We start from the raw sequence: 13,969 nt of genomic DNA, 5'->3' as shown, positions 1-13,969 counted from the left end.
ACTTTCAACTTTTGCCACTGTTGATCTGTCAGCATGGTACGAGGCATAGCGAATAGTAAAATTGGGTTTGGCGATTTGATTTTACTACTTCGCTATTTTTTTAAGCTAAAAGTGTCAACACACCCTAATAATTATCAGTTAAGGTTGGTAATAAATATCAGCATCAGTTCCTTCCCCACCTGCCTGTCCATCGGCACCAAAAGAGTACAAATCAAAAGCACGACCATTGGTTCCTGGAATCACGTATTGCAGGTCATTATCCCAGCTGTCTTTTGGGTAACCTCCTTTCACATAGCCACCTGGGAGCCAGTTCTTCGCTGTTGCTGGCTGATTTACCAGTGCATCCAGACCACCTTCCTGCATGCTTGGATATTTGCCATTGTCCAGCTTATATTGATCCAGTGAACCCGCAATACTCTGCAATTTGATGACTGTGGTATCCACTTTAGCCTTTTCACCGCGTCCCATTACATTTGGAACAATTAGGGCCGCAAGCACACCGAGAATAACAATAACCACCATTACTTCAATCAGGGTAAAACCTGAGGCACGATGGGCACGTAACTGGCTCACACGTACGGTAGGTTCAACAGCTGTAGTTGAAGGGTCTATGGCTTGATTTGGATTCCTTTTCATTCAATATCTCTCATTCATCTTTAGAAAGTTTCAGGCACTTTCAATTCTTTGTAGACGTTACACATGTTATTTAAATCATATTATTCATATTGACGATTGGCAGCATCACCGCGATCACAATTACCAGCACAATACTGGCCATGAGTACCAGCATCAGCGGCTCCAGAAGCGCAAGTAATGTCGAAATCAGTGTGGTCACTTCCCGATCCTGCATGGTCGATGCCCGTTCCAGCATACGATCCAGCTCCCCCGAGGCTTCACCACTTTTGATCATTTGTACCATCATCGGGGGGAAATAACCACTACGTTCCAGCTGGGTAGCCAGGTTCCCGCCTTCAGTGACTTTTTCAGCAGCCAAATTAACCGAATCCCGGATCACCCAGTTATTACTTACCGCTGCCCCGATGCGTAAGGCATCCACCAGTGGCACACCAGACTGGGTTAGAATTGATAAGGTACTGGCAAAACGGGCGGCATTAATGCCACGTGATAATTTTCCGAATAAAGGTAGTTTCAGAGTCAGGCGATCAAAAGCATAATGCCCAGCGGTCGTTCTTAAAAAACGTACCAGCAGAAAAATACCTGCCGCACTCCCTATCAACAAAAATGGCCAGGCGATCCGGATAAAATCGCTGGCTTTCATTAAAGTCACTGTAATCCACGGCAAGGCATCTTTGCTTTGATCAAAGGTCTTGACGATATCCGGTACCACATAGGTCATCAGGCCCATCACAATCGCAAAAGACATCAAGAGCAAAATAATCGGATAGATCATCGCCCCTTGAATCTTTTTCTGCATGGCGAAGCGGTTTTCGGTATAGTCGGCTAACTGATCCAGAATCAGGTCCAAGTGACCAGAACGTTCACCGGCCGCAATAGTGGCAATATACAGTTCCGGAAAACGTCCAGACTGTTGCAGTGCCTGAGCCAGGCTATGCCCTTCCAGCACCTTGGAGCGTACTGACATCAGCAGGTTTTGCACATGAACTTTTTCGCTTTGCTTGCCGACGGCGCGAATGGCTTCTTCCAACGGAATTGCGGCAGCGACCAGTACCGAGAGTTGCCGGGTCATAAGAGCCAGATCATAGGCAGTGATGCTTTTTTCAAACCATTTGCGACGATAGTGCTGGTCTTTTTTCTCAACTGGATCTACGGACACCGGAATCAGCGCCTGATCCCGAAGCTGTTGCCGGATTTGTCGTGCTGAATCCCCCTCAAGCACGCCTTTTTGCTGCTTCCCTGAAGCGTCAAGCGCAGTAAACTGATATGCAGGCATTGTAATGCTCTAATTTTCCAAAATTTTGCTTAACGCTGTTGCGTCAGACCATCAAAATCATTCATATTCTTCAATATAAATTATCTGCTCACTCTAACATAACTGAACTTTGAGCACGACGAAATTTCATCAGGACCCACTCTGTTACTATGCCAAATTCTGTTCCCGTTACTGCCCCTGTTTATCGTGTTCGTGTTGCAGTGCCGGTGCATCTGTTTGACTGTTTTGACTATAGCTTGAGTGGGGAACAATATCAGCAGGCAGAAGTGGGTGCCCGAGTCGCAGTTTCTTTTGGCCGGCAAAATCTGGTCGGCGTGATTACTGAAAAATTACCACTAGATGCTCCGATTGATCCAAGTTTCAAACTGAAAGCCATCACCGAGCTTTTAGATGACCGTGCCATTATCAATTCCCAGGTTTTAAGTGTATTGACCTGGTCAGCACAGTATTACCAGTTTCCTATCGGGGAAGTGATCCAGACTGCCTTACCGACTTTATTGCGTCAGGGCAAACCTTATAACCTGCTGGCCCGAAACTGGAAATTGCTGGATCATGAGGCTGAAGCCAAAGTTCGCCGTTCCGAGAGGCAACAGGAAGCTTATCGGATTCTAAAACTGCATCCGGTGGGAACAACTGAGAATCTCTTAAATTTGGCCGGAATAGAAACAGCGACTTTAAAAGCACTAGAAAAAAAAGGGATTTGCGAATGTGTACTGGAAGCACAGGATTTTAGCCCGCAACCTGTACAACTGGCCCAGATGCCATTAACGGCCAATCCGGAACAAAAGCATGCGATTCAGCAAGTACTGAAATACCGCAAGCAATATCAAGCCTTTTTACTCGATGGCCTGACTGGCAGCGGCAAAACTGAAGTCTATCTTCAGATCATGGAACAGGTACTGAAACAGGGCAAGCAGGTGCTGGTACTGGTGCCTGAAATCGGACTGACGCCACAAACCATTAGCCGCTTTCAGTCCCGTTTCCATTGTCACATCGCCCTGCTTCACTCTGGCCTGAATGACAGTAAACGCTTACAAGCCTGGCAAGCCGCTGAAACCGGTAAAGCGTCCATTGTACTTGGCACCCGTTCTGCGATTTATACACCGATGCCGAATCTAGGCCTGATCATTCTGGATGAAGAGCATGACCTGTCTTTTAAACAGCAGGAAGGCTTTCGCTATCATGCCCGTGATGTGGCATTGTACCGGGGACATTTACAGCAATGTCCAGTACTCTTGGGTTCGGCAACACCCAGCATTGACAGTTATGCACTGGTGCAGCAAGGTAAAATGCAGGTACTGGAACTGAATCAACGCGCGGGTACAGCACTAATGCCAAAAATCCATATTCTGGATTTAAAAGTGGCACCAAAGCAGCATGGCATCAGCCTGCATCTGATTGAAGAAATCAAAAAGCGCCTGGCTAAAAAAGAACAGGTACTCATTTTCCTGAATCGTCGTGGTTATGCGCCCGTACTGATTTGTGGCAGTTGTGGCTGGCAGGCGCAGTGTCCGAACTGTGATGCCAATTTCACTGTGCACCGGCAACCTTATCAACATCTGCATTGTCATCATTGCGGCACCATTCATCGTATGCCTGAACAGTGTCCGCAATGCCAGCATCAGGAGTTGGCCACTTTAGGCATGGGGACTGGAAAAGTTGAAGAACATCTGAATGAGCTTTTTCCAGATTTTGAAGTGATCCGGGTCGATCGCGACTCAACCAGCCGGGTCGGTAGTTGGCAAAAGATCTATGACAAGATTCAGAAAAGTGAGCCTGCGATTCTGCTCGGCACGCAGATGCTCGCCAAAGGCCATCATTTTCCTTATGTCACGCTGGTTGCAATTTTGGATATCGATTCTGGTCTTCTTAGTGTCGATTTCCGGGCCACAGAACGTACAGCACAACTGATCGTACAGGTCGCAGGTCGTGCAGGACGTGGGGAACATAAAGGGGATGTATATTTACAGACCCTAAGACCTGATCATGCGCTGCTGAATACCTTAGTCACTGAAAATTACCGCGCCTTTGCCAAGCAGACTTTGACCGAACGGCAAATCGCCCAGATGCCTCCTTTTCGTTATGCCGTGCTGATTCGCTGTGAATCCAAAGATCAGGCACAAAATACCGAATTCTTACAGAAACATGCTGCCCTGCTCAGGCAATATCCCGATCTGGTGCTGGACATCTGGGGTCCCATTCCTGCCCCGATGGAACGCAAAGCCGGACGCTATCAATCCCATATGGTGCTATTGTCCGCAGACCGTGCCCGTTTGCATTATTATGTCCGTAGCTGGTGGCAAAACCTGTTACAGGATAAGCCATCCAATATGAAGCTGACACTGGATATCGATCCACAAGAACTCAGCTAAAATATTGAGACCATCTTCATTTGATAAAGGCTCAACTTTAAGACTGGATGAAAATAAAATTTAAGGCGGAAAAATGTCGATACTGTTACAAATAGCGCTGGTTCTGGCGATTGCACTGTTCATGGTGCCACTGAGCCATAAACTCAGACTGCCAACAGTGCTGGGCTATTTACTGACAGGTTTAATCATTGGGTCGAGTGCCTTAGCGCTGATCTCTGCTCCTGAGGTGATGCAGACTTTTATTCAAATCAGCCTGTTGGCCCTAATGTTCTGGATTGGTCTGCAACTCAGACCACAACGAATTCTTCAGCTTGGGCAACCCCTGTGGTTTATGGCCATTTTACAGGTACTGAGCACGACCCTGATTTTGAGCCTGCTGGCCTGGTTCTTTCTCGATCAGCATCTGGTTTCCAGCATTGTCATCGGACTGGCCGGCAGCCTCTCTGCCATGACGTTGGTGACCCAGTTTTTAAATAATCAGCAACAACTGGCGACCAGTTATGGTCAATCCGCTTATGCCAACACCCTGATTCATGCACTGATTGCAATTCCTATCATTGCAGCGATTCCGCTTTTTGCTGGGGTCAGTTCAACAGAACATGGCATAGCTTATTTTGCTGCCATGATGGCTACCTTTACTGGCTTATTTCTATGTAACCGCTATTTCATGCAGCCGCTCTATCGCTGGATTGCCAAAAGTGGTCGTCATGAATTGCATAGCATTGTTACCATTGTCATTTTCTTGGGCTTACTAGTCCTGATGGATACGCTGGGACTGAATCTGTACCTGGCAGCATTATTTTCCGGTATGTTACTGGCAGATTCTGATTTCCGGATTTCGATTGAAAAGAGTCTGCAGCCTTTTAGCGGTTTATTGATTGGGTTGGCTTTTATCAGTCTGGGCATGTCATTGCAGTTTGCCGATGTGCTGACGCAACCCGTATTGATTATTGCCGGAACACTTTCGCTGATCCTGATTAAATTTGCGATTACCTTAGGATTGGCACGTTATTATCAGCATAGTTGGCGCAACAGTACGCTACTGGCTGCCAGTGTGGCACAAAGTGGTGAGTTCGCTTTTCTGGCACTCATCATTGCGCTTTCGCAGCAGATCGTTACTCCAGCCCTGCTCTCCCCATTGATGTGGATGGCAAGTTTATCCATGCTACTCACACCGGCATTTTACTGGTTATTGCAAAACCAGATTCTGCCACGACTGGATCGGCAAAATCATTTGGCAGCGACCTTTGACATTGAAAGCCTTCCACCAAATACCGCACCAATTTTATTAATCGGTTTTGGCCGTTTTGGCCAGATCATTGCCCGTATTTTGCTGCAACAGCAGCAAAAATTCAGTGTAATGGACAGCAATATCGAAGCAACTGAATTGCTGACCTCTTACGGTATTACCTTCTATCAGGCCAATGCGACTGAGCCAGAGGCTTTAGCTCAGGCAAATCTGGATACGGTTCAGCATGTGATTGTCGCCATTGATGATATTGAAGATTCACTGCTGACCGTCCGACATCTGCGCTTAAATTATCCTGACATGTCTTTATGGGTACGGGCACGTAACCGGCATCATGTCCATCTACTTCAGGAGCTGGGCGTGGAACGAATCTGGCGAGAAACCTATGCTTCTGCACTAGAACTAAGTCAGTGTCTGCTAGTTCAGCTGAGCGGACTGTCTGAAGAACAGGCGCAACAAAAGATCCATGAGTTTCATACTCATGATCAGAAACTGCTCAATCGTCAATTTCATCCGGATACTGAGAGTCCGTTTAATTTCGCAGGCTCAAGGAATACACTGGCAGAACTGGAGCATCTTCTTGCTCAGGATCAGCTAAAAAAAGTATCGGAACAGGATACGGACACGCAACAGGACAACAACGCTTCAGGAATTGATGCCATAAGAGATGATCTGGCATAACTTGTGTTTTACAATAATGCCACCATTAAAGCAGGGTTATGGAGAATTTTATGTCTGATTTACGCCAACGCTTTTTTATTGAAGATAGCCCTGTTCGTGGTGAAGTGGTGCATCTTGAAGAAGCTTTACAAACAATTTTGGCTCAGCGTGACTATGCGCCTGCAGTAAAAATCCTGTTAGGTGAAATGCTGAGCGCCACTGCACTATTGGCCAGCACCCTGAAAATTAAAGGGCGTATCAGCCTACAAATTCAGGCTTCAGGCACATTTAAATGGGCAATGGCTGAATGTAACCATCGCGGTGAAGTACGTGCACTGGCGGATTACGAAGAAGATCCACACTTTCAGGCAGCAGAAGATAGCAGCACAGTTTTAAAATCACTGACTAATCCAGTGCTGTTTATCAATATCGAGCCTGAATTTGGTGAACGTTATCAGGGTATTGTTCCGCTTGATCAGGAAAATCTGGCTGGCTGTCTGATGCAATATTATGACCTGTCTGCCCAGATTCCGACACGTATCGTGCTGGCCAGTGATAACAATCGTGCAGGTGGTTTGCTGATTCAATTGCTACCGCGTAACAGTGAAGAAGAACAACGCCGTGTCGATGAAGACTTATGGCCACGTCTGACCATGCTGACTGAAACATTAAAAACAGAAGAACTGGTCACTCTGGAGGCCAATGAAATTCTCTATCGTTTATATAACGAAGAAGAAGTGCGCTTACCAGAAGTAGAACATTTGCAGTTTGGCTGTACCTGTTCTAAAGAACGTTGTGCAATTGCCTTACAGCAGATTGGGGTAGAATCGGTTCGTGAAACTTTAGAATTCCAGAATCCAATTGAGATGGACTGTCAGTTCTGTAATAGCCGTTATATTTTTACGGCTGAAGAAGCTTTGAGCCTGTTTGGTGAACACCTCAGTTAATAACAGCCCCTGCTCGACTCAAAAAAAGCACTCAATATTGAGTGCTTTTTTCATTTTATATTTTCATAAAATATTGACCAAAATTCCTCATAAAAAAAAGACAAATGTACTTAATTTCAAGCTTGCCTCATGATTAAAATTTGCACACCGATAGAATCAGAAGATCAACGGTATTTTCAAAGTAAAAAAATCAAAAAAAATAAGTGGAAGATTTTAAATGAAATTTCGATATTTAATGGGTGTGATGTTATGTGCTGCGCAGAGCTTCAGCTATGCAGCCGAAATCACGGGGACATGGAAAGCCATTGATGACAAAACGGGCTATGCACGTGCTGATGTTGAAATCAGTAAACTCAATAATGGTACTTATCAGGGTAAAGTTGTTCGTATCCATGCCATTCCAAATCGTCCTGCACATACCCACTGTTCTAAATGTAAAGGCGCACTGAAAGACGTGCCTATTCTGGGTCTATCTGTCTTATCAGGTCTAAAACCAAATCCAGAAAAGAAAAATGAATTCGTTAATGGAGCAATTCTCGATCCACTAACCGGTAATGTCTATAAAAGCAAGGCAACTCTGAATTCCCGAGGCAATGTACTGACGCTTCGTGGCTATGTAGGTACACCCATGCTCGGACGAACAGTATCCTGGGTGAAAGTCGAATAAATCTCATTTTTTATAAATTCTCATCTGCAAGCTGTCTGGCCAGATCAAAGGCTTGGACAGCTTAAAATCATTATCTTTATCCCATTCCTTATCACGTAAATACTTACTCATTCTCATCATGCTGAATGAACGTAATTTTTAACTCATATTCATTTTTCTTAATTTAATGTGATTATTGACTGGTATTTAGTGTATTTTTCACGCTATATTAATCCCATAATTTTTTTATGCCTTTAAGAAGTTAAATATATTTTCAATAGCATGGGGTAATGTGGCAATGAGATTCAAACTGCTTTGTTCTATCATTCTTACAGCAGCAAGTACCATCAGTCTATCCGCGTTCGCCAACAGTGACCCATTACTAGGCCACTGGAAAACCATTGATGACCGTACTGGTTATTCCCTGGCAGATGTGGTGATTAGTAAAGATGCTCAGGATCGCTATATTGCCAAAATTGTGCATGTTCGTGAGATTCCTGGGGCAGCTCGACAGCAAACTTGCACTCTATGTAAAGGAGCATTGAAGGATCAGCCACTCATTGGACTCACAATGCTTAAGGGACTGAGCAGTCATCCCGACCATAGCAATGAATTTATTAACGGCACTCTGCTCGACCCGGTTTCTGGACAGCTTTATCAGGCCCGTGCCCGCCTGAAAAATAATGGCAGGCATCTTGCCATTCATAGTCGTGCTGAAGGTGCACCGGTCGGACGCAATATGACCTGGATTAAAAACTAGTTTCGAATTCAGATTATTAAGAAAAGCTCCTTAGGAGCTTTTTTATTTTAGGTCATGTGATAATTCACATGAATCTATTAATCTTATGCCAATCTCATCACACTTTGTGCTATTGATTTTGTTACATTTTATGAATAAATTAGAGTAATAAATCTAATATGAATAATCATTGATCAACAGGCATGTTATGAAGAAAATTTTAAGTCGCTTAATGATGGGGATCACATTGGCAACAGCAGCAGGTTTAAGCTTTGCTTCTGAAGATCCACTACTGGGGAAATGGAAGACTATCGATGATCAATCCGGTTATTCTCGTGCTGATGTCGAAATCCGTAAAAAACCAGATGGCAGCTATGAGGGAATTATCGTAGAAACCCGTAGCCTGCCAGGTGCAGAAAAACTGGGAATCTGTAGCAAATGTCCAGGACAGCTTAAGAATAAACCATTTATTGGCTTGCCATTTATCTGGGATTTTAAGGCAGACCCCAAAAAACCTCGCGAATTCCATGATGGCAAGATACTTGATCCAATCAGCGGTAAAGTTTACAAAGGTAAAGCACGTTTAAGCGCCAATGGCAAACGCCTGACCCTGCGTGGTTATGTAGGCGTTTCGGTTATCGGACGCAGTGTTACCTGGGTAAAATACTAATTTTTGTCAGTTTTCCATGCCCCTGTTTCAGGGGCTTTTTTAATGGTTATGATTTGAAACAATTAAGTACAAATAAAAACTGTTTCCCTTAGCGCAAACTCATAATAATGAATTGAAGACGGTTATTTTTTATTCACACAATGATCTATCTTCAGCTGCAATTCAATCTGCTAAGGACTCTGAAACGGAGTATTCATGCGACATGTATTCCTCAATTCATAGGCATGGGTAAATGTGTGTTGCAAACAGCGGATGGTTTGCAAATGACAGATAAAACTATAAAAACAGATGCCCGCCTAGATCTTTGTTTCCCTGCTCAGACTGAGCTGTTCAGGTTCAAGCAGGATTTCCACAGGATAGGAGTTCCTCTTCTAGGCAGGATGCTGGTTCAACTAGCATCTCATACCGTTAGGGCACAGCGCAGCGGCCATAAAATATTATGGCATTCCCCTACTTCAGGACGACCTTCCTTTCTGAATGTCTCAAGCCTGGCTGTTTAAGGAGTAGAGCTATGACTACAATTCAATATAGAGAAAACTTTTCCAACGGTTATATCCCCTCTGAAATCATGGATGATCGTACCTTTGATTTGTTCCACTTTTCTGAAGCATGTGGCCAAAGTCCGGAATGGGTGATGCAACTCATTGAACATGGAATTTTGCCGAACCGTTCTAAAACGCATCCTGGTACCTTCCTCGGGGAAGATATTACTCGAGCACAACGGGCTTACCGTTTGCAGCGTGATTTTGATGCTTCCTTTAGTGCCGTTGCCATGATGCTGGATCTCATTGATGAAGTGCAGGAATTACGTCGTGAGGTGAAACATCTGCATTTCAAGTAATGCCTTTTAATGTCCGGTCTGCTTGAGTTAGATCAATGCGGACTAGGGCATATTTTGCTTTTTTCTTTTATTTTTTGAGTGATAAATATCCCTATGAAAACCAAAGACTGCAATAAAAAGATCAAATATATGTTCCCAGAATACCGTGATTTAATTGTGCAATTACGTGAGGAAAATCCGTACTTTGCCCGACTGTTTGAGGAACATAGTAAATTGGACAAACAGATTAGTCAGCTTGAACTCGATCCAGTCAATCATATCAATGATGATATCGATGCGATTAAACGCAAAAAACTAAAACTGAAAGACGAGATTTATCGCATGCTGAAAAACTCTGAAGCCGATCCGCTTACCTAAATGAGAACAGCTTTCTCAACCAAGAATGTTTCAATATAAGGTTTAATCATCCGTTTTATCTACAATGTGATTATTAAATGATTTCGGTTCTTAAATAAAGAATCTGTCCAAATAAAAAAGCCCGCATGATGCAGGCTTTTTCAGACTTAAAAGTAATCGAATTATGCTTGTTCGATGTCTTTCATGGTCAATTTAATACGACCACGGTTGTCAACGTCAGCAACTTGTACTTTCACTTCCTGACCTTCTTTCAATACGTCAGCCACGTTGGCAATACGTTCGTTAGAGATTTGAGAAATATGAAGCAGACCGTCAGTACCTGGCAGGATGTTCACGAATGCACCGAATTCAACGATACGAATCACTTTACCTGTGTAGATTGTGCCTGGCTCAACTTCAGCAGTCAGTGCCTGGATTTTTGCAATCGCAGCCTGTGCAGCAGCTTTAGTTTCACCAAATACGCGTACTGTACCGTTATCTTCGATGTCAATCGCAGCTTTAGTTTCTTCAGTGATTTGACGGATAGTCGCACCACCTTTACCAATCACGTCACGGATCTTGTCAGGGTTGATGTTGATCACTTGGAAAGTCGGCGCGTGCATAGAAATTTCTGGACGAGCACGTGAAATTACTTGATTCATCGCGTTCAGGATGTGCATACGACCTGCATAAGCCTGGTTCAATGCAACTTCCATGATCTCTTCAGTAATACCTTCGATCTTGATGTCCATTTGTAGTGCAGTAATACCGTTAGCAGAACCCGCTACTTTAAAGTCCATATCACCAAGATGGTCTTCGTCACCCAAGATGTCAGAAAGAACTGCGAAACGTTCGCCTTCTTTCACTAGACCCATTGCAATACCCGCAACTGGTGCTTTAAGTGGAACACCGGCATCCATCAATGATAGAGAAGCACCACATACAGATGCCATTGAAGATGAACCATTAGATTCAGTGATGTCAGATACGATACGGATTACGTACGGGAAGCGGTCAGCTGCTGGAAGCACGGCTTGAACACCACGACGAGCCAGACGGCCATGACCGATTTCACGACGTTTAGGACCAGACTCGCGACCTGTTTCACCTACAGAATATGCAGGGAAGTTGTAGTGAAGCATGAAGTTGTCAGTTTTAGTACCAGCCAAGGTATCTACCATCAACGCATCACGAGTATTACCCAGAGTAGTAGTGACCAATGCCTGAGTTTCACCACGTGTGAATAATGCAGAACCGTGAGCACGGTCTAATACGCCAACCTGTACATCAAGGGCACGAACAGTTTTAGTATCACGACCGTCAATACGCGGTTTACCAGACAGGATGTTGTCACGTACGGTACGGTATTTAAGATCTTCAAATAATTCGTTTACGTCATCAGCAAGACCAGTTTCGTCACCTTCTGGAACGAACTGAGCGAGCGCTTCTGCTTGAAGTGCATCAAGTGCTGCATAACGGTCTTGTTTCACCGCAATGGTATATGCTTCAGAGATTTTCGCTTCGAATGCTTCTTTCAGTTTTGCACGAAGGTCTTCGTTTTTCTCAGGAGCAACCCAAGTTGATTCTTTCGCACCAGCTGCGGTCGCGAATTCTTTGATTGCTTGGATCGCGATTTGCATTTCATCATGACCGAACAATACTGCACCCAGCATTTGGTCTTCTGAAAGTTCTTTCGCTTCTGATTCAACCATCAGTACTGCAGATTCCGTACCTGCAACGACAAGATCAAGATCACTTTCTTTCAATTGTTCAAAGCTTGGGTTTAGAACGTATTCACCGTTGATCAGACCCACACGTGCCGCACCGATTGGACCACGGAATGGTGTACCTGCAATCGCAAGTGCTGCAGAAGTACCCAGCATTGCTGCAATGTCAGCTTCCATAGTCTTGTCAGAAGATACAACAGTCGCAGTCACCTGGATTTCGTTATAGTAACCTTCTGGGAACAATGGACGAATTGGACGGTCGATCAGACGTGAAATCAGCGTTTCAGCTTCAGATGCACGGCCTTCACGTTTACCGTAACCACCAGGAATACGGCCAGCTGCGTATTGTTTTTCTTGATAGTTAACAGTCAGTGGGAAAAAGTCTTGACCTGCTTTAGCAGTTGGTTGAGCAACAACAGCAACCAATACAGTTACGCCGCCCATGGTAATCAATACGGTATTGGCCTGACGCGCAACACGACCTGTTTCTAGGACAACCTGATGTTGGCCAAATTGGAATTCTTTACGAACAATATTAAACATCGACATGTTTTATTTTTTCCTGATTTTATTCTAGTGGAGACCCCTAAGGTTTGGCATTCACATCCAAATGGACGGGTAAATGACAAAGCTTAGAAGCCGACCTCACCAGAAATAAACACTATTTTTAAACACAAAGAAGGAGCGAACATTCGCCCCTTCCCCTGATCTAGCCAAAGGCTAAACCGACTTTAGTTTTCAGCAATAAAGCATAAGGCATGCGATAAACCCGAAAATAAAGTTTAAATCGAATTAACGACGTAAACCTAAAGCACCGATCAATGCAACATAACGACCGTGGTCTTTACCATTTAGGTAGTCAAGAAGCTTACGACGTTGGTTAACCATACGGATCAGACCGCGACGGCTATGATGGTCGTGTTTGTGCTCTTTGAAGTGACCTTGTAAGTCATTGATTTGAGCAGTTAAAAGAGCTACTTGAACTTCTGGTGAACCAGTGTCGTTTTCAGCGCGAGCAAATTTAGCAATGATCTCTGCGCGATCTGCGTTTGTTAAAGCCATTCGATTTCTCCGAGATGCTTATATATCTTGATAAAAATCAAAGTAATGAGAATTCAATACATTGACTGCCGTGCATCACTACAGCAAGTTGCATATTTTAAGGGAAATTGCGTCAGATTGCAAAAATAGATCATGAATTTTGATAGTTTTAGCTGCCAGATGTCTTTGCTTATTTACTGATATGAAGAAATCCCATATGGTTCAATTTACACATAATTTCAGGAATTGGACTTGATCTGGCTTACGAATAGCTGTTTAGATAACTGCAGAAATTAACTGATCTTTTTATATTTAAAATATTTCTGGTCGCGCTTAGAAATAAATGATAAAAAAAAGCCCGAGTAAACTCGGGCTTTTTCGCGCTGTAGTTTCTTCTATTATCATTTTTTATTTATTGTTTTTTTTAGTGCGTTTTACGCTTTATTATTTTCAAATCTTCCTGGCTAAAAATAACTTCCTTGTGTGGTAGATTTTGCCATATTGTCGAAATGCTCATAGAGGCATTTATCCTCACTCGCTGTAAGCCATTGCGTACAAAATTGTCATCGAAATTTGCAAAATATTACACTTATATATCTTTTAATTACACTATTTACTTAAATTTACTTATTCTGCCAACTTAATTGAACTATAAGATTACGGCAAAATTCCATTAACGGCAGATATAAAAAAGCCTTGTAGTCTCTCCCAAAACTACAAGGCTTAGCGGCTGTAAGTTTCCTCTTTCACTTACTTCACTGTAAGTTCGCTGTCTGGTGACATTCTTGTTCTTATTATGCGATTTATACCCAACTTTCCGTGTTGAGTT

The 13,969-nt window shown here is 43.7% G+C and carries 12 protein-coding genes; 8 read left to right on the top strand and 4 right to left on the bottom strand.

Annotation, left to right across the window (positions count from 1 at the left end; translation table 11 throughout):
* Window positions 1-138: 138 nt before the first annotated feature.
* The gene (gene gspG, locus FTU46_RS08040; RefSeq protein ID WP_005232473.1) at window positions 139-636 is read right to left on the bottom strand and encodes a type II secretion system major pseudopilin GspG; all 498 of its coding nucleotides are present in this window, start codon (window positions 634-636) and stop codon (window positions 139-141) included.
* Window positions 637-706: 70 nt separating this feature from the next.
* Window positions 707-1,912, bottom strand: coding sequence for a type II secretion system inner membrane protein GspF (gene gspF, locus FTU46_RS08035; protein WP_125278818.1), 1,206 nt, complete (start codon window positions 1,910-1,912; stop codon window positions 707-709).
* A gap of 149 nt (window positions 1,913-2,061) precedes the next feature.
* On the opposite strand from gspF, the gene FTU46_RS08030 reads away from it, so the two are divergent.
* From FTU46_RS08030 to FTU46_RS07995, 8 genes are all read left to right on the top strand, one after another.
* Window positions 2,062-4,284: a primosomal protein N' gene (locus FTU46_RS08030; RefSeq protein WP_180104707.1), complete on the top strand. Its 2,223-nt coding sequence runs from the start codon at window positions 2,062-2,064 to the stop codon at window positions 4,282-4,284.
* Between the two features lie 73 nt (window positions 4,285-4,357).
* Window positions 4,358-6,214 (top strand): cation:proton antiporter, encoded by a 1,857-nt coding sequence (locus FTU46_RS08025; RefSeq protein WP_180104706.1) that lies wholly within the window; start codon window positions 4,358-4,360, stop codon window positions 6,212-6,214.
* Between the two features lie 50 nt (window positions 6,215-6,264).
* Entirely contained in the window at window positions 6,265-7,140 is an 876-nt protein-coding gene (hslO, locus tag FTU46_RS08020; RefSeq protein WP_004781734.1) for an Hsp33 family molecular chaperone HslO, read from the top strand.
* A 217-nt stretch (window positions 7,141-7,357) separates the two neighbouring features.
* Window positions 7,358-7,807 (top strand): DUF2147 domain-containing protein, encoded by a 450-nt coding sequence (locus FTU46_RS08015; RefSeq protein ID WP_179991985.1) that lies wholly within the window; start codon window positions 7,358-7,360, stop codon window positions 7,805-7,807.
* 277 nt (window positions 7,808-8,084) lie between these two features.
* Window positions 8,085-8,546 (top strand): DUF2147 domain-containing protein, encoded by a 462-nt coding sequence (locus FTU46_RS08010; RefSeq protein WP_166134811.1) that lies wholly within the window; start codon window positions 8,085-8,087, stop codon window positions 8,544-8,546.
* 187 nt (window positions 8,547-8,733) lie between these two features.
* Entirely contained in the window at window positions 8,734-9,195 is a 462-nt protein-coding gene (locus FTU46_RS08005) for a DUF2147 domain-containing protein (protein WP_159123422.1), read from the top strand.
* 511 nt (window positions 9,196-9,706) lie between these two features.
* Window positions 9,707-10,036, top strand: a complete 330-nt coding sequence (locus FTU46_RS08000; protein ID WP_004781729.1) for a chaperone modulator CbpM — start codon at window positions 9,707-9,709, stop codon at window positions 10,034-10,036.
* A 93-nt stretch (window positions 10,037-10,129) separates the two neighbouring features.
* Window positions 10,130-10,393, top strand: a complete 264-nt coding sequence (locus FTU46_RS07995) for a YdcH family protein (protein WP_180025239.1) — start codon at window positions 10,130-10,132, stop codon at window positions 10,391-10,393.
* 161 nt (window positions 10,394-10,554) lie between these two features.
* Here the strand turns inward: FTU46_RS07995 and pnp are convergent, their stop codons facing one another.
* Both pnp and rpsO read right to left on the bottom strand, forming a co-directional pair.
* Window positions 10,555-12,642, bottom strand: a complete 2,088-nt coding sequence (pnp, locus tag FTU46_RS07990; protein ID WP_171505581.1) for a polyribonucleotide nucleotidyltransferase — start codon at window positions 12,640-12,642, stop codon at window positions 10,555-10,557.
* A 249-nt stretch (window positions 12,643-12,891) separates the two neighbouring features.
* Entirely contained in the window at window positions 12,892-13,161 is a 270-nt protein-coding gene (rpsO, locus tag FTU46_RS07985; RefSeq protein WP_004637724.1) for a 30S ribosomal protein S15, read from the bottom strand.
* Window positions 13,162-13,969: the final 808 nt, after the last annotated feature.

This window comes from Acinetobacter sp. YH12108, from assembly GCF_013419055.1.
Classification (GTDB): domain Bacteria; phylum Pseudomonadota; class Gammaproteobacteria; order Pseudomonadales; family Moraxellaceae; genus Acinetobacter.
This window is presented reverse-complemented; position numbering and strand designations above follow the sequence as displayed.

What these genes read in the sequence shown, in the direction of transcription:
- FTU46_RS08000 (WP_004781729.1), top strand. Translation starts at nt 9,707, where the DNA reads ATGACTACAATTCAATATAGAGAAAACTTTTCCAACGGTTATATCCCC.
- gspF (WP_125278818.1), bottom strand. Translation starts at nt 1,912, where the DNA reads ATGCCTGCATATCAGTTTACTGCGCTTGACGCTTCAGGGAAGCAGCAA.
- FTU46_RS08005 (WP_159123422.1), top strand. Translation starts at nt 8,734, where the DNA reads ATGAAGAAAATTTTAAGTCGCTTAATGATGGGGATCACATTGGCAACA.
- gspG (WP_005232473.1), bottom strand. Translation starts at nt 636, where the DNA reads ATGAAAAGGAATCCAAATCAAGCCATAGACCCTTCAACTACAGCTGTT.
- rpsO (WP_004637724.1), bottom strand. Translation starts at nt 13,161, where the DNA reads ATGGCTTTAACAAACGCAGATCGCGCAGAGATCATTGCTAAATTTGCT.
- FTU46_RS07995 (WP_180025239.1), top strand. Translation starts at nt 10,130, where the DNA reads ATGAAAACCAAAGACTGCAATAAAAAGATCAAATATATGTTCCCAGAA.
- pnp (WP_171505581.1), bottom strand. Translation starts at nt 12,642, where the DNA reads ATGTTTAATATTGTTCGTAAAGAATTCCAATTTGGCCAACATCAGGTT.
- FTU46_RS08010 (WP_166134811.1), top strand. Translation starts at nt 8,085, where the DNA reads ATGAGATTCAAACTGCTTTGTTCTATCATTCTTACAGCAGCAAGTACC.
- hslO (WP_004781734.1), top strand. Translation starts at nt 6,265, where the DNA reads ATGTCTGATTTACGCCAACGCTTTTTTATTGAAGATAGCCCTGTTCGT.
- FTU46_RS08015 (WP_179991985.1), top strand. Translation starts at nt 7,358, where the DNA reads ATGAAATTTCGATATTTAATGGGTGTGATGTTATGTGCTGCGCAGAGC.
- FTU46_RS08025 (WP_180104706.1), top strand. Translation starts at nt 4,358, where the DNA reads ATGTCGATACTGTTACAAATAGCGCTGGTTCTGGCGATTGCACTGTTC.
- FTU46_RS08030 (WP_180104707.1), top strand. Translation starts at nt 2,062, where the DNA reads ATGCCAAATTCTGTTCCCGTTACTGCCCCTGTTTATCGTGTTCGTGTT.